This is a genomic window from Frisingicoccus sp., assembly GCA_016298055.1.
GTDB lineage: Bacteria > Bacillota > Clostridia > Lachnospirales > Lachnospiraceae > Frisingicoccus.
Genome location: JAEDDO010000023.1, coordinates 1 through 20,997, shown reverse-complemented (window position 1 = coordinate 20,997; position 20,997 = coordinate 1). Strand labels below are relative to the sequence as shown.

Sequence of the window (20,997 nt, the reverse complement as noted above, 5' to 3'; positions counted from 1 at the left end):
CAAGACCTTTAATTACACAAAAATATTTATCTGAGTTCATTTAAGCAGCTACTTTCTCTGCCTCCACATATTCTGCGATATTAACTGCATGATCGGAAATACGCTCCAAATTACTCAGGATATCAAGAAATACGATACCTGTATCAGCAGAACATAAACCCTTTGACAATCGCTCCATATGACTGTGACGCAGTTCTTCTTCCATACTGTCCACATCATCTTCCAGCATATACACACGGCGTGCATCGATAATCGATTCTTTTCTGCGTGATTCAATCGCTGTATCAACAGCTTTCACAACCACATCCAGAATATCTTTCAAATCTTCAACCGCATCGGCTGAAAGCTGTCTTTCTTCTTTTACAAGGCTCTCTGCAAGCTCCGCAATATTATCACAATGATCACCGATACGTTCAAAATCACTGACAGTAAATAAAAGATGGCTGACCTGCTGGATCTCAGACTCTGTAAGCGATTCATGGCTTAAATATACCAGATACTCCGTCAGATCTTTTTCAAACATATCCATGGTTCTCTCCATGCGTGCTGCCTGCTGGATCTTTTCTTCACTTACCTCAAATACACTGTCCATTGCCAGATCCATATGTTCTCTGGCAAGTTCACCCATCCGAAGGACCTGCTCAGCCACACTCTGAATGGCAAAGGATGTGGATCCTAAAATACGGCGGTCCAGATGAGGTCGTTCAAACACATCCATATCCGGGTCCTGTGAAAGCTCCGCTGCTGAAAGTTCCGGTTCCTTTTCACGAATAATTTTTCCGGAAAGCTCAACAAGAATCTTCGCAAACGGAAATAATACCAATGTATTTGTGATATTAAATATGGTATGGAAAACAGAAATGCCCACACTTGTAACTTTACCGCTTGCAAACGCCGGATTCATTGTAAATACAACAAACATCAGTACACCAAAAATCAAGGCACCAAGCACATTAAATAACAAATGGATGACCGCTGCTCTCTTTGCTGTGCGATTTGCCCCCGCACTGGACAGAAGGGCTGTGACGCATGTACCGATGTTCTGTCCTAATGTAATATAGATCGCAGAGTTCCAGGAAACAACCCCATTCAACGCCAGAGTCTGAAGAATACCGACAGAAGCTGACGAACTCTGGATAATAGCTGTAACAACGGCACCGGTCAGAATTCCAAGTATCGGATTCTTTCCGAGCACTCGAAAGGCTGTGGCAAAAATCGGTGCATCTCTGTAAGGTGTGATCGCACCGGACATAAAACTTAAACCAATAAATAAAACACCGAATCCGACAAGAATCTCTCCGACCTGACGCTTCTTTTCCTTCTTGGAAAATAAAAGAATAAATGCACCGAATCCAATCAAAAGAGGTGCAAAAAATTCCGGTTTGAGCATCTCGCCCCATTCACTCATGGAAACAACCCAGGCTGTAATAGTTGTACCGATATTGGCACCCATGATGACACCGACTGCCTGTGTCAGATTAATAATCCCCGCATTAACAAATCCGACAACCATGACCGTTGTCGCAGATGAACTCTGAATAACGGCCGTCACAAGGGCACCTACAAGGACACCGAGTATACGGTGGCTTGTCAAAACTCCAAGAAGCTGTTTCATCTTGCCGCCGGCTGATTTCTGAAGTCCGTCTGCCATAATATGCATACCATATAAGAACATACCAAGTCCGCCGACAAACCGGAACAGCATCTCTATGTCTGTGATTGACATGTTTCTTCTCCTCCTAAATGTCTTCTACACATTAAAATAATACTAAAGTCAAAATCCTTTGACATTGCAACAGTAAAATAGTATCACGTTTATACCGTGTTTTGCAAGGCTAAGAATTTTGCAGTATAAACAGCCATGTTGTCTGATCTTTTGACATCGGAATACGCTTCAGACATTTAAGCCAGCGATTCCGTGAAATCTGTCTGTCCATCAGCTCTTTGTTTTCACAATAAACTGCCAGAACAGCCTGATCGGCCATCAGCTCACGACTCTTTAAAAAGAGAAGTTCATAGAGATATTCTAACTGTTTTGATTTCACAGATGAAGATTGACGCGGCATATCCGTCAAAATTTCATCGAATTTATATTCATGTTTAAAATCATTAAAGTTTCTTTGAATCAGATTGAGCATCTTATCTGCTCTGCGGCTGTTTTCCCATGCTGCCTGAATAGCCTGCCCGGAAATATCCAGACCATACATACTCTTACACTTTCCCGCCAAAACTCTCTCAATTAGCAGCGTACCTGTTCCGCAGAAAGGATCAAGCACATTGGCATCCTCTTTAAAATAAGGCTGTACATACTTCATCATCAGTGCTGCTTTTGAAGGCTGCATAGATGTGGACATAGCATATTTTCTGTAATTGAAACGCTCGTCTTTCAGAGATGCCAGTTTTAAAAATACACGAAATCCTTTTTTTCCGGCAATCAGACGAAACTCGACTTCATAAAACGAAGGTTCATTGATCAGTTGTCCGCCGCTGTTTTCTTCCAGATACACAGAAAAATCCCGGGCAATCTGATTTTTCTCAGAGACTGATGCCACGCCTTTCACATCTGTTCGGAAAAGAAATGGCTGATCTTCTTTATGATGTTTTCTCAGATAGTCTGGCAATCCGGCCGAAAGAAGGCATTGACCGATCTCACCGCCATTTGATGCCTGAATCAATGATGGATAAAAATCAAATAAAAGAGCCTGATAGGTACGGATATCTGCCACATCCGCAAGATTTTTCGTGTGTAGGACGCATCCGCCTCCAATAGCTCTTCCCTTTGTATCCGGAATTTTACTCACATCCTCCAGCACTTTTTCTTCATGACCTCTCGGTACGATCAACAGCACATCTTCCTCACCGGTCGTTTGGAACTGATGCTTTTTGGGAGGTTCAATCTTCCATATCAATTTTTGAAGCTGCTTCATCTCCTCTGAAGAATGCTTTGTACGATCCTGGTGCTCCAGCTCTTCTTTTCTCTTTTTTAGTTCCGGAAGATATTCTTTATAGTCAAAAGCTGCCAGAGCTGCCAGGTAATCTCCTTTTAAGAACAAGGTCTCATCTTCCATATAGTGGGAAAACAAAGGCTCCAGAAGTACCGGATCTGCCACCCTGCCTAAAAGCTTTATGATATTTTTCCGCACTTTCGCATCCTCATGCTCCAGAAGCCCCATAAAAACGTCTTCATTTTCATAATAAATGTCTAAAAACCGATCCATATTGTCTTCTGATCGAATCATTTGATTCAACTGGATCAGATTCTCGCGAATATTTTTTTCTTCAATAATGTCTGCACATATTTTATTGATCATTCATACACTCCCTATGATTTCACTCAAATGATATAAAATGAGGCCATCACAGGGATAGCCTCTTATCACTCATCTTTATTTTCAGCATAGCATAGACATCTTTTAGTGTCAAACATTTATTGGATGACCCACCAAACATTTTTTTACATTTTTCATAAAAATTCTATGGAATAACTGACCGATTTGTATTATGATAGATACAGTTATGAAACAAAACAAGACCATGGAGGTATCTATGAAACATTTAATTAATCCATTAGATTTTTCCGTTGAAGAGACAGAAGAACTCCTTCTTCTGGCAGAAGATATTCAAAAAGACCGCAGCCGTTACAGCGAGATCTGCCACGGCAAAAAACTGGCAACACTTTTCTACGAGCCAAGTACACGTACACGTCTCAGCTTTGAGGCTGCTATGCTCAATCTTGGCGGAAGCGTACTCGGTTTTTCCAGCGGTAACGACAGTTCTGCATCCAAAGGTGAAAGCGTTGCGGATACCATTCGCGTTGTATCCAGCTATGCGGATATTATTGCCATGCGCCATCCAAAAGAAGGTGCTGCCCTTGTTGCAGCAACACACGCATCTGTCCCGGTTATTAATGCCGGTGACGGCGGACATCAGCATCCGACTCAGACTTTAACAGACCTTTTAACCATTCATTCTCTGAAAGGTCGTCTCGACAACCTGACGATCGGTTTATGCGGAGACCTGAAATTCGGACGTACGGTCCATTCTCTGATCAGTGCGCTTGTTCGTTATACGAATATTAGATTTGTCCTGATTTCCCCTGAAGAATTAAAGATTCCTTCTTATATCCGGAAAGAAGTTCTTCAGAAAACCCATACAGAATTCAAAGAGACTGAGGATCTTGAATCTGTTATGCCGGAACTGGATATTCTTTACATGACACGTGTCCAGAAGGAACGTTTCTTCAATGAAGAAGACTATATCCGTTTAAAAGATAAATACATCCTTGACACAGCCAAGATGGCACTCGCAAAAGAAGATATGCTTGTACTTCACCCACTGCCTCGTGTGAACGAGATTTCTGTCGAAGTTGACAATGACCCGAGAGCTGTTTACTTTAAACAGGCAGAATGCGGTGTTTATGTACGTATGGCTTTAATTATGAAACTTCTGGGGGTAGAATTATGTTAAATATCAGTGGTATTGAAGAAGGCTATGTTATCGACCATATCCGTGCCGGTAAGAGCATGGACATTTACAAATATCTCCGTCTGGATAAGCTGGACTGCCAGGTTGCAATTATCAAGAATGCTTCCAGTAACAAGATGGGTAAAAAAGACATTATCAAAGTTCAGGGTAATATGAATCTGGATCTGGATATTTTAGGATTTATCGATGATGAAATTACCGTAAACATTATCAAAGGCGGCAAGATTGTCAAGAAAGAAAAACCGGAACTTCCGAAGACGATCACCAACGTTATCCGCTGCAAAAATCCACGTTGTATCTCTTCTGTTGAACAGGAACTTCCTCAGATCTTCAAACTGACAGATCCGGAAGCAAAAACCTATCGCTGCATTTACTGCGAAGAAAAGTTTGACATGAAATAAAACAAAAGTTTATGCCCGATATCAGCCACACAGCCGATAACGGGCATTTTCATAGTTTCTTACGATTCTAAAGAATCAGATATGTATCTGTCCCAGAATTATTCTGCTTTCCAAAGTCCGTGAAGATTGCAGTATGCATACGCTGCAACAACTTTATCAGATTCTGTTAAAGCAAATTCTGCTCTTGGAGCTTCTTCCGGTTTTAAATCAACTTTCTGATAGCCTTTTTCTGTCTCAAGAACGATCCATTCGATATAATGTTCAGCGATCATAGGATGTGTAACACTGCCAACTTCTACAACAACCTTCTGTCCTTCTGTCTTAATAACAGGAACATGTTTTTCTACAGCTGCATCTGTTGTACCAGGTACAAGTTCTTTCATCTTCTCTCCACAGCATACTACAGGCACACCTGCATTCTTTGCATAAATGATGATGTTACCGCAATGTCCACATACATAAAATTTCATAGTTTTTTCCTCCTCAACTTTAAAGTTTACAGTTTTATTATACACTTTTTTTTATTATTTTCAACCAATGGGGACGGAGTTTTCTGGCTTTTTTTGCAAAAAAGGCGAAATCATCTAAACTGATTTCGCCTTTATCATTTATATCAAAAAGCCAGAAAACTCCGTCCCCTATGGTTCATTAATAAAATCCATGAATTCCTGACCGGTGATCGTCTCCTTCTCGAGAAGGAAGGTGGCTGATTTTTCAAGAATCGACTTATTCTCTGTCAAAATACGAACTGCTTTCTGATAAGCTTCCTCCAGGACACGGCGAACGATTTCATCCGCTTTCACCATGGTCTCATCGGCACAGGTCTTGACCGGACGTCCGTCCATATACTGGCTTCCAGGAATCTCAAGCCCCATCATTCCGAATTCATCGGACATACCATACATCGTTACCATCTTTCTTGCAAGATCGGTTGCTTTCTCAATATCATTGGATGCGCCTGTTGTAATGCTGCCAAACTGAACTTCCTCTGCGGCACGTCCGCCAAGATAAGTCACAAGTTCTTCCAGCATCTCTGACTTCTTCATCAGAAACCGCTCTTCTGTCGGCATCTGCATCGTATATCCAAGAGCCCCGGATGTTCTCGGAATAATCGTAATCTTCTGAATCGGCTGTGTATTCTTCTGTTTTGCTGCCACAAGTGCATGACCGATCTCGTGAAAAGCAACGATTTCCCGCTCTTCCCGGCTCATAATATGATTCTTTCGCTGCTGTCCGGCGATAATCACTTCAACGGATTCGAAAAGGTCTTCCTGACTGATCAGGCGCCGTCCCATACGCACTGCACGAAGGGCCGCCTCATTGACGATATTGGCAAGATCGGCACCGGAAGCCCCGGATGTTGCCAGCGCAATGGCATCAAGATTCACGCTCTCGTCCAGCTTGACCTTCTTACAATGAACTTTAAGAATATCGATTCTTCCCTGCTTATCCGGCTGAGTCACGCTGATCGTACGGTCAAAACGTCCCGGACGGCGAAGTGCCTTATCCAGAACTTCCGGACGGTTCGTTGCCGCAAGAACGACAACTGCCTTGCTGTCATCAAAACCATCCATCTCTGTCAGCAGCTGGTTCAGTGTCTGCTCACGCTCATCGTTGCTTCCGAGCTGATTATCACGGCTCTTACCGATCGCATCGATCTCATCGATAAAAATAATACATGGTGCCTTCGCTTCAGCCTGTTTGAACAAGTCTCTTACACGGGATGCACCCATACCTACAAACATCTCGACAAAATCCGAACCTGCCAGTGAGAAAAACGGTACCCCCGCTTCTCCGGCCACTGCCTTGGCAAGAAGGGTCTTACCTGTTCCCGGAGGTCCCACAAGAAGGGCACCTTTCGGAAGTTTAGCTCCAACTTCTTTATACTTCTCCGGTTTATTCAGATAATCCACAATCTCCATCAGGGATTCTTTCGCTTCATCCTGACCGGCCACATCCTTAAATGTTACCTTCGGTCCTTCTGCCACATATTCCTTGGCACGGCTCTTTCCCATAGCACCCATGCCGCCCATGCCCGGCATGCCGCTGGAAGCTTTCCTCATAATGAAAGACAGGAACCAGAAAATGATCAGAGGAACAATAACCCAGGAAACAAGTGTATCCATAATCGAGGATGTTCGCGTCGGAATCTCCGCATTCAGTTCAACACCATAGGCTTCCATCTTTTCGGTAAGTGTTGTATCCGAATAAATAATACCTGTATAATAAGCCTGCACCATGCCCCGGTCGGTGTCCTTGTCACTCGGATAAATGTAAATCTTTCCTTCCGTTTCATCAATATTGACTGCCTGCACTTTTCCTTCTTTAGCTCTGTCCATAAACTCACTGTAACTGATCTGTTTGACTGCTGCATCCTGAAAAGCACGTCCGATAAAATTATTTAAAAGCATCGTAATGGCTAATCCAATAAGGAAAAACAAAATTAATCTGTCAAAGGAAGGTCCTCCCTGTCTGTTCGGAGGTGTATTATTATTGCCACGATTTCCCGGCTGCTGATTTCCCATCGGCGGCGGGCTTGTCTTTTTTAAATCATTTTCTCTTTCTTCGCCCATACTAAATTCTCCTTTTATTAGCACTCATCATCATCGAGTGCTGATTTATGAGTTTATTGTAACACGATATCGGAGAAATTCAAGTCATCTTTCTTTTATTTTCGAAAGTTCACACTTTTTTTAGAATTAGCGGCTTCGCTCAATAATTGTTTTTAAATCATCCACTGAGAATATGTAGTGGCTGTTGCAGAAATGACAGTTGACTTCAATCGGTTCACCGTCATCGATCATGGACTGTATTTCATCTCTTCCAATGCTGACAATAGCTCTTTCCACACGTTCTTTTGAGCAGTTGCATTCGAATCCTGTCGGGATTTTTTCCATGATTTCCACATCCAGACCTTCCAAAACTCTGCGGATCATATCCTCCGGTGTATTGCCCTCCTCCAGCATTGTCGTTACCGGAGGCAGATTTCCGATATTCTTTTCAAGCTGATCGATCACCTCATCCTCAGCAAAAGGCATGAGCTGAAGGATAAAACCGCCGGCTCTTTTTACCGTATTGTCTTTATCCATGAGAACACCAAGCGCCACACTGGAATTCACCTGTTCGGACGTTGCAAAATAATAAGCCAGATCTTCTGCGATCTCACCGGAAACAAGATGGGTCTGTCCCACATAAGGCTCTTTTAATCCCATATCTTTAATGACACTCATCACACCCATATCCAGGGCACCGCCCACATCCAGTTTTCCCTGGGCATTCGGAGGAAGCATAACAACCGGATTGTCCACATAACCTTTGACTTTTGACCGGCCGTCAGCTGTCACTGTAAGTCCTTTGATCGGACCGCTGCACTTGATCTGAAGTGTCAAAACATCATCTTCACCCTTCTGCATACATCCCATCATGGCACCTGCTGTCAAAAGACGTCCGAGAGCGGCTGTAGCCACCGGACTTGTCTGGTGGATCTGTCTGGCATATTCCACTGTCTCTCTTGTTGTTGCCGCAAAAATACGTACCTGATGTTTTCCGTCTGTTGCACGGATAATATAATCGACTCCCTGTTTCTGTTCTGGTTTACTGCATGACATTTTATTTTACCTCTCTTCTGTCTTTTTCTTTTTTCCATGTTCTCTGGCAATAATATAAATACGCTCAGAATCTTCCCGTACCGGATCTAAAGTAAATGCGTCAAAAGCCCCTTCCCATCGAAGACCGGAACGCTCAATGAGCCCCCGTATCTCCTCCAGATCATAAGCCTTCTGATAATGTACTTCCTCAAACCGGTCATAGCGGCCGTCATCACTCTGTATAAAAAGATTCAGTACATACTCATTCAGCCCGGATTCCTTATCATAATAATTATCCCATATAAAACAGTGATCCTCTCTCGTCTCACCGATGGTCTGTTCTCCGAGAATATGTTCATATTTATACCGGGTATTTAAATCAAAGATAAATACCCCCTCAGGATCAAGATAATTATTGACCAGTTTAAAAACCTGCAAAAGATCTTCCGCATCTAAAATATAATTCATACTGTCGCAGACGCTGACTGCTGCCCGGACCGTGCCGTAAAGTTCAAATTCTCTCATATCCTGACACAGATATAAGGCTGCCGGTCCCCCATCCGCCTCTTCCTCCATGCCCTTTTCCATAGCTTCTGCCAGCATCTCCTCCGAATTATCGATACCGATCATATCATACCCCTTTTTTCTTAAGGCTTCTGTCATATTCCCGGTACCGCATCCAAGCTCAAGCACGAGTCCGTCCTGAATGCCGTATTTATTTAAAAGCATTACAAGATAATCACACCATTCTTCATATGGTATATTGTCCATGAACAAATCATATACATGGGCAAATTCTGAATAAGCTTCCATGCCTTATTCCCCATTTCTTTTCTCTTTTTTCTTTTGATTCATTCTGCCGCCGATGCGCCCTGTCTCTCTGGCTGTCAGTCCCTTAAACCCCACAGCCTCCAGCTTGTCAAGCAGTCCAAGTTCCCAGGCCACTTCAAATTTCAGCCGTTCATTTTCCTGCTGTTTTGGCGTCTTTTTTGACCACGCCTTCGGGTCATTGAACTTTTCCATCACTTCCATCCAGCGGGGTTCGCCTGTATGACACATAAATCTGCACCTGCCTTTCCCTTATTGTGATTATGACCACGGAAAAGCCGGTCTATTCATCAGCAATGAATTTCTCTGTTCATTATAACAGAATATAAAATTCTGTCTTTAACTTTTTTTCCTGTAATCTGCTCAATAGCCTGCTGATAGTAATCGAGCTGGGTCTTATATCTGCGGATCAGAAGTTCTTCGCCGGCTTTACCCCAGGGTACTCTGTCGGTTTTATAATCCATCAGCACGACGCCGTCTTCCTCTTCAAAATAGACGTCGATCACACCCTGGATCAATATACGCTCCTTTACATCCTTGTACACATTGGCATCCGGATAAACATCCGATGCAGGGATCCCCATAACAAAGGGTCTTTCCCGAAAAAGATGCCCGTTCTTCTGAGCTAAAGCCAAACGCTGTCCCAGTTCTGAACAGCAGAAATCATAAATTTTATCTTTTGGGATCAAATCTTCCCAAAAGGCCGGAATCTGCTCTTTTTCCACACATTGATGAATAAAATCTTCCACATCCTGAATCGAAGCGATATCCGCAAAAGGCAAAAGCTCAAAAATCTTATGAGTAGCCGTTCCTTTTTGCTGAGCCATATATAAAGCCTCATCCTTATCTGCCGGCTTAGTCTTCTTTTCCTCCGGATACAGCACCGCGCCGGGCATGCTCTCACCTGCCATTTTTTTCAGTTCACTGACCGTCATCTTACCCTGAAGTTTTGTAAGCCATTCCTTCGGATATGTCCATCCCAGTTTCTCATTGACCTCATCAAATAAAGGCTGTAATTGTGCAGGAACATGGCTGTAATTTTCCAATAATCTTGCGGATACTTCATCCTCGATCTCTTCTCTCACTTCATCCGCAGCAAGATCTGAAAGCCCCATATAACGAAATTCAAACCCCTTCGATGCTCCCATTTTTCCGTCGGAAAACAGCAGCGGACCGATCCAGTCAAAATAAGAGGAAGCCCCCATAATCTGACTGTATGTCAGAGCCACTTCCTGACAAGACATATATTCCCATTTTTCCAGAGTCTTTGCCCCATCTTCCACCGTACCGATCAAAATCAGCTTTTCCCTTGCCCTTGTCATAGCCACATAAAGGACCCGGATCTCTTCACCCATCTGATCCTGAAGCAGTTTACGCGCAAAAACTTTTCGTGACAGACTGTGAATCTTTGCCCTTAGAGAAAGGTCCACCCCGTCTGCCGCCACACCATATCTGGAATGGACAACAATACGGCTCCTGGACTCTGTAAAATTCATGATCTTTCCAAGACCGGCGACAATGCAGATTGGATACTCCAACCCTTTACTCTTATGGATACTCATAATACGAACGGTTTTCCCCGCATCATCCGGAAGAAGTGCCTCACCCACATCCTCCTTTGCCTCTTTGAGCTGATCCACATATCTAAGGAAATGAAACAATCCCCTGTAACTGGTATTTTTAAAATCAGAAGCATAAGCTACAAGCCGCTCCAGATTGGCACGACGGAGCTCGCCCCCGGGCAGAGCCGTCATATGACAGACATATCCGGTGGCATCATAAATCTCATGAATCAATTCTTCAATTGACCGGTGGATCTTCATTTTCCGAAACCGCTCATACATATCAAGAAAAGCCTGAATCTTTTCTTTAAGAAGAATATCTTCACCTTCACTTAAATATAATTTCATATCATCATAGAGATATTTTTTTCGGTCCAGAAGCCGGATCTTTGCCATGTCTTCATCTGAAAATTGTCCGATAACCGAAGTCATCACAGCGGCCATCGGAATATTTTGCAGTGGATTGTCCAGTATACGAAGCATATTTAAAATGCCCTGTATCTCGATGGTATCAAAAAAACCGGAAGATGTTTCCCCGATTGCAGGAATGCCCATACCTTTAAGCACACGCACAAAATCTTCCGTCCAGTTTTTCACTGTACGGAGCAAAATAACAATGTCTCCGTAATCCGCTTTTCTGTATTGTCCAGAAGCCGGATCCATGACCCACAATCCCTTCTCAGGATCTGTAAGCTCCCGGATTCGAATGCCGACGGCCTTCGCCTCAGCCTCCCGTTTACTCAACCGCTTATCCTTGTCATGACCGACAAGTATCCATTCTGATGTTTCAGATACTTCATGTTCCGTTTCCGGATATGTAAGCCCCGGATTTAAAGCCGCATCTGAATCATATACAATACCACATACCGAAGGAATCATCAAGTCCTGAAATATATTATTTATGCTGTCCAGAACACAGGCCCTGCTTCGGAAATTTTTATGGAGATCAATTTTTTGATGGCTGCTTTCTTCTTTTGTAAAAGCTTCATATTTTTTCATAAAAATCTCCGGTTCCGCCAGACGGAAGCGATAAATACTCTGCTTCACATCTCCCACGACAAAAATGTTCGGATGACCTTCCTCTTCCCTTGAAATACTGTTTAAAAGTGTTTCCTGCACCTGGTTGCTGTCCTGGTATTCATCACACATGATTTCTTCAAACTGTTCCCTGTAGGATTTTGCTACAGCGGTCGCCTTATGTTCTTCTCCCAGAAGGATCTTCAAAGCCAGATGCTCTAAATCACTGAAATCAATAAGATTTCTCTGTTCTTTTTCTTCCTGAAACCGTTTTGAAAATTCCTCTGTCAAATGAATCAATACTTTAAGTCCCGGGAAAATTCTCTGTTCCTTCTCAATCATAGATGAAATGTCTTCTGAAAAGTAATTCTTTTTCAGCCACTCCATAAGTGCCTTGGCTTCTTTTCGAAGCCGCTTGACCATCTCTTTTATATCCGGATCGGCTTCCTGTTTTCTGCTTGAAAGACGCTCCCAGGTCATGCACTGAATAAGATTATACATTTCCCCATAATCATCGCATTCCAACATTTTTTCCAACTGCTCCATGTCCGAAATAAGCATTGGTTCATACAGATAAGGACCGTCCCTTCTCTGTACCAGTTCAAGTGCCTGATTTATGCTGTCTGCGATTTCTTTTATAAGATATCCGGCCTCTTCCATCACAAGCTGAATGATTGGATTCTCATCCCTTATTTCTTTACTGTTCCCCGGATTTAATTCAAGAGCCTTCGACAGCCATAGATCCGGCCAGGGATAGCTTTGAGAAAATTCATATATTTTTAAAATCCAGTCTGTCAGCCCCTTATCCAGCTTTCCGCTTGAATAGGTATCAACAAACTGTATAAACTCCGGATCCGACTTCTCATAACTGTCTTCAAGAAGTTTTTCCGCCACATCCTGCTTGAGCAGAATCATCTCCTGAGGATCACCTACACGAAATCCCGGATCCAGATCGATCGCATCAAAATGTTCTCTGAGAACACGCATGCAAAAACTGTCAATTGTTGTAATAAATGCTGTCGGAATCAACATTTTCTGTCTCTGAAGGTGAAGATTTTCCGGTTCCATGGAAAGTCTGTCATCCACAGCCGCCATAATACGCTCCCGCATCTCGGATGCTGCCGCCTTTGTAAATGTCACAACAAGGAGCTGGTCAATGTCCACCGGCCGGCTCTCATCTGTGATTTTTTTTATAATACGCTCTACAAGAACAGCCGTCTTTCCCGAACCGGCTGCAGCAGAAACGAGAAGACTTCGGTCTCTTAAGTCAATGACCTGCCGTTGTTCTTCTGTCCACGATTTTCCCATGCTTCCTTCACCTCCTTATAGACCTGTTCCCATACATTTTCCGGCGTGAGCGGTATGAGACGATGATAATCACACTCTTCAAGCCGCTCATCAAAACCGCAGATTCCACGGTAATGGCAGTAATCACAGGCCGTCCGCTTTTTACTGCCTTTTATATAATAATATGGATTTTTCGAAATATTTCCCGACATCCATCCCTCTGCCAGTTCTTCAATCCTCCTGTGCACAAAATAGCCGAGATCGTTGATCTGTTCCTCCGTAGCCACATTCGCATTTTTTGAAAAACTTCCATCCTTCTTTAAAGATACATGAAGGATCTGAGGGGCTTTTGCCGGTTCCCTGTCCATCCATGAAAGAACTTCCGGATCCGAATTCAGAAGTCCTTCCATCCGAAGCATGGATGCCAGCTGATCCTCACCCTCCTGCTCCGTTTCCGGCAGTTCGTCAAGGATCGGATCCTTCATATGATAATAAAACATACCCGCTTTTACGATTTTCTTCTTCGGATATTTTGAACCCTCGATCCGGGCAATCGACTCAAGATAAACAACGAGCTGCAGAGAAAGTCCGTAATAAATCTCCGTCAGATCAAATTCCTTATTACCCGACTTATAGTCCACGATACGAAGTCCACGAACATCTTCCTGATCGTAAATATCATATCGGTCTACTGTACCGACAAGACGCACCTTTTCACCTACAGAAAATTTTGTCTCAAATCCGGCCGGCGTAAATTCGCCTTTACATATCTGCTTCTGTATCGTCCATGCTGTCCGTTTTGCCATCCGGACGAGCTGTTCAAGATAGTGGCCATAACGGGGACTCTCAAGAAAAATTGATGCGCCGTATTCCATACCGGTTTCCAGAACACACTGTTCCATCGTCTGATCTCTGAACGCATCGGTCATTGTCTGCCAGCTGTATTCACTTGCTTCGACCATCTTTGAAAAACGTTCCATAGACTGGTGTAAAATGTTTCCCAGATCCGGAGGAAGAAGTTTTGCTGTTTTTCTCTCTTCCAGTTTTAATCCGGCACTTAAAAAATGGGCATAGGCACAGGCCGCATATTTTTCAAGAGTCGTGATGCTGGCTAAGGGCCGCATACCGTAAAGTGACTCCACAATAGACTGGGAAAGAAAATGATTTTTCTCCCTGTCATACATCTCCGATATCCACTGGCTCAGCTCTTTTCCGCCTTTCTCGTCTTTTAAAAACCAGGCAAATAAAACGGACCATAAAGGCCCTCTGGCCTTTGGCAGTCGAAGCCCCTCCAGAAGATATTTTTTACTTTCCTGCATGCCTGACAATATCCGTCCCTTATCCTCCGGATCCAAAATGTTCGTCGGAATGTCCGGAAAAACAGCTCTTACATCCTTTAACAGCACCGACGGCCTCAAGGATTTTCCATTATCATCCATCTGGGCATAGGTTAAGATCAGATCCTGTTCCGGCTTTGTCATGGCCGTATAAATGTAAAATTTTTCTCTGAAACTGTTCTGCCGCCCGGTAGGTGCCAGGTCAATCGGACAATCGGAAAGCAGCTCCTTCTCCCGGTCCAGAATAAGACCTCCGGAAACCGGCGGCGTCGGGATCACACCATCATTGCATCCGATCATAAATAAAACCTTTATATCCCCGAGACGTGTACGTTTGAGATCTCCTAAAACGACCTGATCCAGCGTCGGCGGAATGACACCGACCTGTATTTCTTCAAATCCGGCTTCCAGAATATCCATATACTCTTTTAAGGTCACCTGCTCATCCGCCAATATCTGCTCTGCCTTTTCCAGAAGAGAAATAACAGCATCATACACCTGCATATACTCCCGGCCATGAACAAAATCCCCCATGGCATTCAGTTCCTCCGCATAACTTTCCAGCTGACCTTCGCCTCCGATGCCTTCGATAAAATCACGCAGAGCCTGCGTATACCTGCGAACAGTGCCCGAAGAATACATAATAAAGAGGGGCTCCAGCTCTTTGACAACCATCTCCCGAATATGATTGATCTTAAGAAAATCATCCGGCTGATAGTCTTTTGAACGTTTAATGAAATTGGAAGACCATTTCTTCTTTCCCCGAATCCCCGTTGCCAGAATGTAATTATCGAGGATATCTGCCTCCTCCGGATCCGTCAGCGAATATCCGGAACGAAGATAGCGAAAAACACTCTCATAAGAGAAATCCTTCAAAATAACATTCATACTGCTTCTGAGCATTTCCACGAAGCTGTTGTCCGACAGATTCGCTTTATCATCAATAAATATCGGAATATCCATTGACTGAAACTGCTGTCTTGCAGTCTCCCGATATCGGCTCACATCCCCTGTAACAATGGCAAAATCTCTGTAAGAAAGTCTCTTTTCCATGACCATCTGACGGATTTTTGAGGCTGCAAAGCCAATTTCCTCTGTCGGATGTGTCAGTGCGTAAATTTTCGTGTGTTCTGTCTGACCTTTCCATGGCATAAAACGATGAAACCGGAATAAATGCTGTTCCAAAAAAATCTGTTCCGCCATATCCGACGGTACTTTTTTCGGAATATCCAAAAGTACATCCTCTTCCTTTTCTATATTCAATCGGATACACATCTTATTTAATTTCCACAAGGTTTCTTTTGTCAGATAAAATAACTGGTATTCTTCTCCCAGATCATATGGTTTCTCATGAATATCGATACTCAGTCCGATAACGACCCTCTCACACATTTTCAAAAGTTCTTCTAAAAGACGATACTGGGATGGTGTAAATCCGGTAAAATTTTCAATATAGACGACAGAGCCTTTCATCATAGGTGCTCCCGGAATCTTATCCGCCAGAACATCCAGAAGTTCTTCCGCAGTCATATAGGTGTCTGCCATATAATCTTTAAAAGCATCATACAGCACCTGGATATCTTTTAATTTTCTTCCGAGCATTGTCTGACCGCCGATGATCTCCCGGCTTTTCTCCAAATCCGAAGATTGAACACTGTACTGGAACAGCTCAGACAGCATGGACTTCGCCTGTTTCACAAATCCGGTCTTCCCGATGCTTCCCGCAAATGCCTCAAATTCTTCCTTCCGTTCAGAAAGAAGCCGCCGGATCACCATGCTTTTTCCCGTATCTTCCAAAATACTTTTCTGAATACCGCCGATCTCGTCAAAAATTCGATAGGCCAGACGCGGAAAACTGACCACATCCACATTCATGACCCCATGTCCCGGATGCAGTTCTGTCATCTTCATCTGGGTCTGCATCGTATACTGCTCCGGCACGATCAGAAAAAACTGCTGTTCCGGATGGGCTATAGATTCCCCGATCAATTTTCGATAAAGCTGTTCCGAGCGATAACTGCCCTCTCCGCCAATAATCATCTGAAGCGACATTTCTTTTACCTCCCGCATTTTACTGCTCTATATCATAGCATATTTTCATCCATTCAAACATAGTTTATATTAAAGATTTTTGAAGGAGGCCGACTATGGGTTCGAAAACACGAATTATCATTCTCCATATGAAAGAAATTATCTATACGGTGCTTTTCATTCTGTTTGCCCTGATCATGATTTTTCTTTTTCTTTATATGTTTTTTCTGAAAGATTCCGCCACTCCGGGCAAACAACCAACCGAACCTACATATACGCCGGGGGTCTATACCTCATCCATTCTTCTTGGAGACCGCCCTGTCAATCTTTCAATTACCGTGGATTCTCACCATATAAACAGTATCACTGTCTCACCTTTAGAAGAAAGCGTTACTGCCATGTATCCCCTTTTAGAATCCTGCCTTGAAAATATTACCGTCCAGCTCACTTCCGGCGTTCCCATCGACCAGGTTGTCTATGATAAATCCAGCCAATATACCGCGTCCCTCTTACTGGAAGCCATTGACAACGCCCTGAAAAAAGCGAGTGACTAGCGGTCAGGTTCATGGTGCACAACAAAAAGGTGATAAATGCCCTTTCGGGTATTTATCACCTTTTACTATTTCATCGGATCATTGATTCGACGAATTCAATTCTGCCTCCCGTTCTCCAAGATAGATGTCCCATTCAAGACGCATATCTGCCATTTCATCAAGATAGGCATTTAATCTGTCTTCCACATTTTTCTGGTCATTATCCCACTCATGTCCGTCAGAGATAAATGAAACAAATTTATCGGTCACAGCTTCCTGAACGTAAGCCACTTCCGCCTCTGAACGTCCCGCGAACCAGAAATTTACACTTGTATACATATATTTACGCTGTATCTGTTGCATTTGATCCACCATATTGAAATGGAATGTCATTTCTTCTGTCATTGGCAAATCAGTTGCCTCATAGCCGAGATATTCATATAGATTTAATAAGTTTTGAATATAATCAGCGATCTCACTTTTTTCTTCGGTCGCATAGAGCATAAAATCCTCATAATAAATACCGTAATCTTCAATGAGCCCCGAAATATCTTCCGGCATCTGATAGTCCTCCAGTTGATCGTACTGGTCATAAAGCTGTGCATAAGAATCTTCGATCTCCTGTGCCGTCGCCTCTAACTGGTCCGGTCCCGGATGATCCAGGTATTCGGACACAGCCGCATAAGCCTTATCAATCAGGGCACTTTCCCCATCTTTACGAAGTGTGATCACTGCATATTCATCCACGATTTTTTTAAAATCTTCGGAAACTTCTTCCGTTTTTTCACTTTTACCGCTGCATCCGCTCAATGCACATACAGTCACTAACATCATTCCAATAATTCCAGCCAATCTTTTTTTCATAACATTCTTCCCTTTTTCTCTTTTTTAAAACGGCCATTCCATCTCTCGCACAGGGAAACGATATTTTGCCATATTTAACTGAGCAATTTTCATATCCGAATCATCCGTTTCTGTCACTTTCAACATTAAATCCTTCAATTCCGTTTCTGTTTTTTCACCCAGAGACCACTTCATACCTTCCGGCGGGAAACAGGACATCGTCTGAACGACCTGCTCTTTAAGATCCGCCTGAGTTTTTTCATCATCCATTCCAATATAGATCTCATTATAAATCAGATAATAATATTCCGATGCTCCGTCCAGATATTGACGATAAGCTTTTAATAGATTTTTCCGATCATCTATGTCCGAATAAAACATTTCGCTGTCTTCTTCACAAAGTGCTTTTTTCAAATAGTCCATGCACAGCATCACATTTGTTTTTTGCACATCCGGCTCCATATACACCCTGCTCAAAGTTTCTTTGGATAGGCCCGGAAAAATATCCACTGCCGTATCCAGATAATTATAAGAACGCTCGCCTGCGCCTTCACTGTAAGGCATCCTGAAAAATTCATTATAGTAAGAAGTCACCTTTTTTTCTCCGCTGTCAATAGCACTCAGCAGTGCTTCTCTTCCCTCCGGCGTATTGTCGTAAACACTTTCCTGATCCGCCGTCTCCAAAATCTTATATTGGGCTTTCATGATGCCGTTCCAGCATCCCGCATTACTGTTAAGACTTCGGGTGACATTTCCGATTTCCTTTCTGTCTGCCTCAGAAATGGTCCTGTCAGAAGGTCCCCATATGCGAAAAGCAGCCGCGCCCCCTCCGGCAAGCAGAAACAAAACCATAACACCGATCGCTGCCCGTTTTATAACGTATTTTCGATGATATTGCTGCCAGATTTTCTGATTATCCGCCCATTTATCCGCAAAATATCCGGTAAAATTATCATGGATCAATCCAAAGTTTCCTTCTGCTGTCTGCTCCATAAGATTCATCTGCCCGATCAACTGTTCGGACACAGCATAATCAAACCATTCCCGGTCATTGGATATGCCGCCCAGAATCAATCTGGATTTTCCCATGTATTTCGGAAAAGCAAGTCCGAAAAGTTTACTTTTCATATTCTTGTAATCCCGACTTGCGAGGATGTACAACTCCTCCATAGAAAGAATCGTTTTTTTCCTTTTTTCCAGCTCTCTCGCAATCGCCGGCAATAAATGCTCCAGAAGATAGTCATGCAGAAGCTGCCTGGATTCATCACCCGAATCTCTGCGTTTTTGAAGACGCTGCAGATTTTCAATATAAAAATCCACAAGTTCCTCCAGATTTTCCGGTGTTTTCCACAATTCCTTTCCTCCGTTTTCCACAGACATCATACTGGCACTCCGGTACAAATAAAGCATCATGGGATTGGAAAGCAGCTCCCGAAGTTTTTTCTCCTTCGGACATTCCAAACGAAACCGGTCTAACTCCTCAACGACCGTCTTTTCTGTTAAAGGCATCAGACTTGCTGTCCTGAAATCGGAAAGCCCGTATTGCTTCACACTGTCCGTCCGGTCTGATACAAGAATACCCACGCCGTCGTATTGTCCCAGTTCTTCTATTTCACGAAGAAGATTCTGCCTCTGGCTTCCCGCCTCATTGAGCCCGTCCAGAAGTAAAAGGATTTTTGGACTTTTTTTGCCTGCTGCCGCAAAAAGATGATTCAGTTCATGCAGTGCATCTTCCATGGAATTGGTCTCTTCCGAAAATTTCAGATTTCTGAGAATAAAATGACGGATATATTCGGATGCGCCCTGCGTCTGTTGATAATCCTCCAACGGAATATAGATAAGGACCGGGGCCTGCGGATGATAGCGTTTCACACCTTCACCCCAAAGCCGATACAAATACTGGGTCTTTCCCATACCACCGGTTCCTTTCAGCAAAATACAGGCCCCATCGCATAATTGTCGGAAACATTCCTGTTCGGAAAGCACCTCGCCGCCCATCTTAGGATCTTCCATCAAAATATTTCTTGACAAATAGGCGCCATCCTTTTGTTTCCATGCCATTCGCTGCGTTCTGCTGTTTTCCCAGATGGCACTGGCAGATATTCCTTTACCCTCAATGCGCCGAATCAATTCAAGGATATCTTGTCTCAGTGCATCAATCGACTGATAACGCATACTGCCAATGATGTTCAGACCTTTTGTTAAAATTTCTACTGTCTTAAAGGAGGCCGTTACCGGCTCATCTTGGAAAATTTTCAAGGATTTCGGAAAACTTCTCCGAAGTCCCTTGCCCATAACTTCCTCCATATCAAGTTTTCTTCCCGTAACCATACGGAAAAAGACGGCACATACAGAGTATAAATCCGTTTGGGGACCGATTCCGTCGTAATCTCTCAAATAAATCTCCGGCGCCGAATAACCTTCTTTTTCACTGAAAAAGAAGCAGTCACTCTGTTCCGCATCCATTTTCCATGTGCTGTTATAGTCAATGAGCAGTGCCTGCCTTTTCAGAACCAGAATATTATCCGGACTGATATCCAGATGTAAAATATTTTCTTTATGGAAACACTCCAGAGCATCCAGCAACTTCAGCATCACATCCGCCGCAGCTGCCAGTGACGTATATTTACCTTCTTCCAAAAGCTGTTCCAGACTCTGGCCGCCATGCACGGTCAAAACAGAATAACAGGTGCCGTAGGCTTCAAACGAATTCAGGTTGCCCGATATCTGCTCCGGATCTTTAAGCAAAAGCTCCAGATTTGCCTGATTTCCCTGAAGGAAACTCTCCCGCGCATCCTGCATCAGCTCTATGCCCCTGTCATCCGTGACAATACAGCCCTCTTCATCACGCCACACTTCACCTTTCCAGCTAAATGGAAATAGTTCTTTGATCAATACCTGATGAAAACTGTCTCTGTTCAGTTCATCCCGGTACACAGCCCGGTACACAATGCTGCTTCCGCCAAAACCGATCACATTTTTAATCTGATATTCAACATTGCCAAGTAAAATTTTTTCTCCGATTTTTCGTATCTGCCTCTCTCTGTTCATAGACCTGTCCTTTCCTCACTGACAGTCATAAACCT

The 20,997-nt window shown here is 43.4% G+C and carries 14 protein-coding genes; 3 read left to right on the top strand and 11 right to left on the bottom strand.

Annotated features, from left to right (window positions below; genetic code table 11):
• Positions 1 to 40 precede the first annotated feature (40 nt).
• A complete protein-coding gene (locus QZZ35_RS03635) occupies positions 41 to 1,726 on the bottom strand; it encodes a Na/Pi cotransporter family protein (RefSeq protein ID WP_291236203.1) in 1,686 nt (561 codons plus the stop codon).
• 109 nt (positions 1,727 to 1,835) lie between these two features.
• The gene (locus QZZ35_RS03630) at positions 1,836 to 3,311 is read right to left on the bottom strand and encodes a methyltransferase domain-containing protein (protein ID WP_291236202.1); all 1,476 of its coding nucleotides are present in this window, start codon (positions 3,309 to 3,311) and stop codon (positions 1,836 to 1,838) included.
• Between the two features lie 235 nt (positions 3,312 to 3,546).
• Here QZZ35_RS03630 and pyrB point away from each other — a divergent pair, with 235 nt between their 5' ends.
• Positions 3,547 to 4,467, top strand: a complete 921-nt coding sequence (pyrB, locus tag QZZ35_RS03625) for an aspartate carbamoyltransferase (protein ID WP_291236201.1) — start codon at positions 3,547 to 3,549, stop codon at positions 4,465 to 4,467.
• On the top strand, positions 4,461 to 4,886 hold the full coding sequence (locus QZZ35_RS03620; RefSeq protein WP_291236200.1) for an aspartate carbamoyltransferase regulatory subunit: 426 nt from the start codon (positions 4,461 to 4,463) through the stop codon (positions 4,884 to 4,886). The genes pyrB and QZZ35_RS03620 overlap by 7 nt, the downstream gene beginning before the upstream one ends.
• Positions 4,887 to 4,984: 98 nt before the next feature.
• On the opposite strand, the gene QZZ35_RS03615 is transcribed toward QZZ35_RS03620, so the two are convergent.
• The 7 genes from QZZ35_RS03615 to QZZ35_RS03585 form a co-directional block, all read right to left on the bottom strand.
• Positions 4,985 to 5,356, bottom strand: coding sequence for a desulfoferrodoxin family protein (locus QZZ35_RS03615; RefSeq protein ID WP_291234397.1), 372 nt, complete (start codon positions 5,354 to 5,356; stop codon positions 4,985 to 4,987).
• Between the two features lie 168 nt (positions 5,357 to 5,524).
• On the bottom strand, positions 5,525 to 7,459 hold the full coding sequence (gene ftsH, locus QZZ35_RS03610; RefSeq protein ID WP_291236199.1) for an ATP-dependent zinc metalloprotease FtsH: 1,935 nt from the start codon (positions 7,457 to 7,459) through the stop codon (positions 5,525 to 5,527).
• Between the two features lie 126 nt (positions 7,460 to 7,585).
• Entirely contained in the window at positions 7,586 to 8,494 is a 909-nt protein-coding gene (gene hslO, locus QZZ35_RS03605) for an Hsp33 family molecular chaperone HslO (RefSeq protein WP_291236198.1), read from the bottom strand.
• Positions 8,495 to 8,500: 6 nt separating this feature from the next.
• Positions 8,501 to 9,286, bottom strand: a complete 786-nt coding sequence (locus QZZ35_RS03600) for a class I SAM-dependent DNA methyltransferase (RefSeq protein ID WP_291236197.1) — start codon at positions 9,284 to 9,286, stop codon at positions 8,501 to 8,503.
• A gap of 3 nt (positions 9,287 to 9,289) precedes the next feature.
• Positions 9,290 to 9,532, bottom strand: a complete 243-nt coding sequence (locus QZZ35_RS03595; RefSeq protein ID WP_320876601.1) for a small, acid-soluble spore protein, alpha/beta type — start codon at positions 9,530 to 9,532, stop codon at positions 9,290 to 9,292.
• 59 nt (positions 9,533 to 9,591) lie between these two features.
• Positions 9,592 to 13,188 (bottom strand): helicase-exonuclease AddAB subunit AddA, encoded by a 3,597-nt coding sequence (gene addA, locus QZZ35_RS03590; protein WP_291236196.1) that lies wholly within the window; start codon positions 13,186 to 13,188, stop codon positions 9,592 to 9,594.
• Positions 13,143 to 16,556, bottom strand: coding sequence for a PD-(D/E)XK nuclease family protein (locus tag QZZ35_RS03585; protein WP_291236195.1), 3,414 nt, complete (start codon positions 16,554 to 16,556; stop codon positions 13,143 to 13,145). The genes addA and QZZ35_RS03585 overlap by 46 nt, the downstream gene beginning before the upstream one ends.
• 95 nt (positions 16,557 to 16,651) lie before the next feature.
• On the opposite strand from QZZ35_RS03585, the gene QZZ35_RS03580 reads away from it, so the two are divergent.
• Entirely contained in the window at positions 16,652 to 17,089 is a 438-nt protein-coding gene (locus QZZ35_RS03580; protein ID WP_291236194.1) for a hypothetical protein, read from the top strand.
• Between the two features lie 78 nt (positions 17,090 to 17,167).
• On the opposite strand, the gene QZZ35_RS03575 is transcribed toward QZZ35_RS03580, so the two are convergent.
• Both QZZ35_RS03575 and QZZ35_RS03570 read right to left on the bottom strand, forming a co-directional pair.
• Entirely contained in the window at positions 17,168 to 17,932 is a 765-nt protein-coding gene (locus tag QZZ35_RS03575; protein ID WP_291236193.1) for a hypothetical protein, read from the bottom strand.
• 24 nt (positions 17,933 to 17,956) lie between these two features.
• Positions 17,957 to 20,962, bottom strand: coding sequence for a protein kinase domain-containing protein (locus tag QZZ35_RS03570; RefSeq protein ID WP_291236192.1), 3,006 nt, complete (start codon positions 20,960 to 20,962; stop codon positions 17,957 to 17,959).
• Between the last annotated feature and the right edge of the window lie 35 nt (positions 20,963 to 20,997).

Bases quoted from the DNA above. Each gene is read 5' to 3' on its own strand.
- QZZ35_RS03635 (WP_291236203.1), bottom strand. From the start codon at position 1,726: ATGTCAATCACAGACATAGAGATGCTGTTCCGGTTTGTCGGCGGACTT.
- QZZ35_RS03630 (WP_291236202.1), bottom strand. From the start codon at position 3,311: ATGATCAATAAAATATGTGCAGACATTATTGAAGAAAAAAATATTCGC.
- pyrB (WP_291236201.1), top strand. From the start codon at position 3,547: ATGAAACATTTAATTAATCCATTAGATTTTTCCGTTGAAGAGACAGAA.
- QZZ35_RS03620 (WP_291236200.1), top strand. From the start codon at position 4,461: ATGTTAAATATCAGTGGTATTGAAGAAGGCTATGTTATCGACCATATC.
- QZZ35_RS03615 (WP_291234397.1), bottom strand. From the start codon at position 5,356: ATGAAATTTTATGTATGTGGACATTGCGGTAACATCATCATTTATGCA.
- ftsH (WP_291236199.1), bottom strand. From the start codon at position 7,459: ATGGGCGAAGAAAGAGAAAATGATTTAAAAAAGACAAGCCCGCCGCCG.
- hslO (WP_291236198.1), bottom strand. From the start codon at position 8,494: ATGTCATGCAGTAAACCAGAACAGAAACAGGGAGTCGATTATATTATC.
- QZZ35_RS03600 (WP_291236197.1), bottom strand. From the start codon at position 9,286: ATGGAAGCTTATTCAGAATTTGCCCATGTATATGATTTGTTCATGGAC.
- QZZ35_RS03595 (WP_320876601.1), bottom strand. From the start codon at position 9,532: ATGTGTCATACAGGCGAACCCCGCTGGATGGAAGTGATGGAAAAGTTC.
- addA (WP_291236196.1), bottom strand. From the start codon at position 13,188: ATGGGAAAATCGTGGACAGAAGAACAACGGCAGGTCATTGACTTAAGA.
- QZZ35_RS03585 (WP_291236195.1), bottom strand. From the start codon at position 16,556: ATGTCGCTTCAGATGATTATTGGCGGAGAGGGCAGTTATCGCTCGGAA.
- QZZ35_RS03580 (WP_291236194.1), top strand. From the start codon at position 16,652: ATGGGTTCGAAAACACGAATTATCATTCTCCATATGAAAGAAATTATC.
- QZZ35_RS03575 (WP_291236193.1), bottom strand. From the start codon at position 17,932: ATGAAAAAAAGATTGGCTGGAATTATTGGAATGATGTTAGTGACTGTA.
- QZZ35_RS03570 (WP_291236192.1), bottom strand. From the start codon at position 20,962: ATGAACAGAGAGAGGCAGATACGAAAAATCGGAGAAAAAATTTTACTT.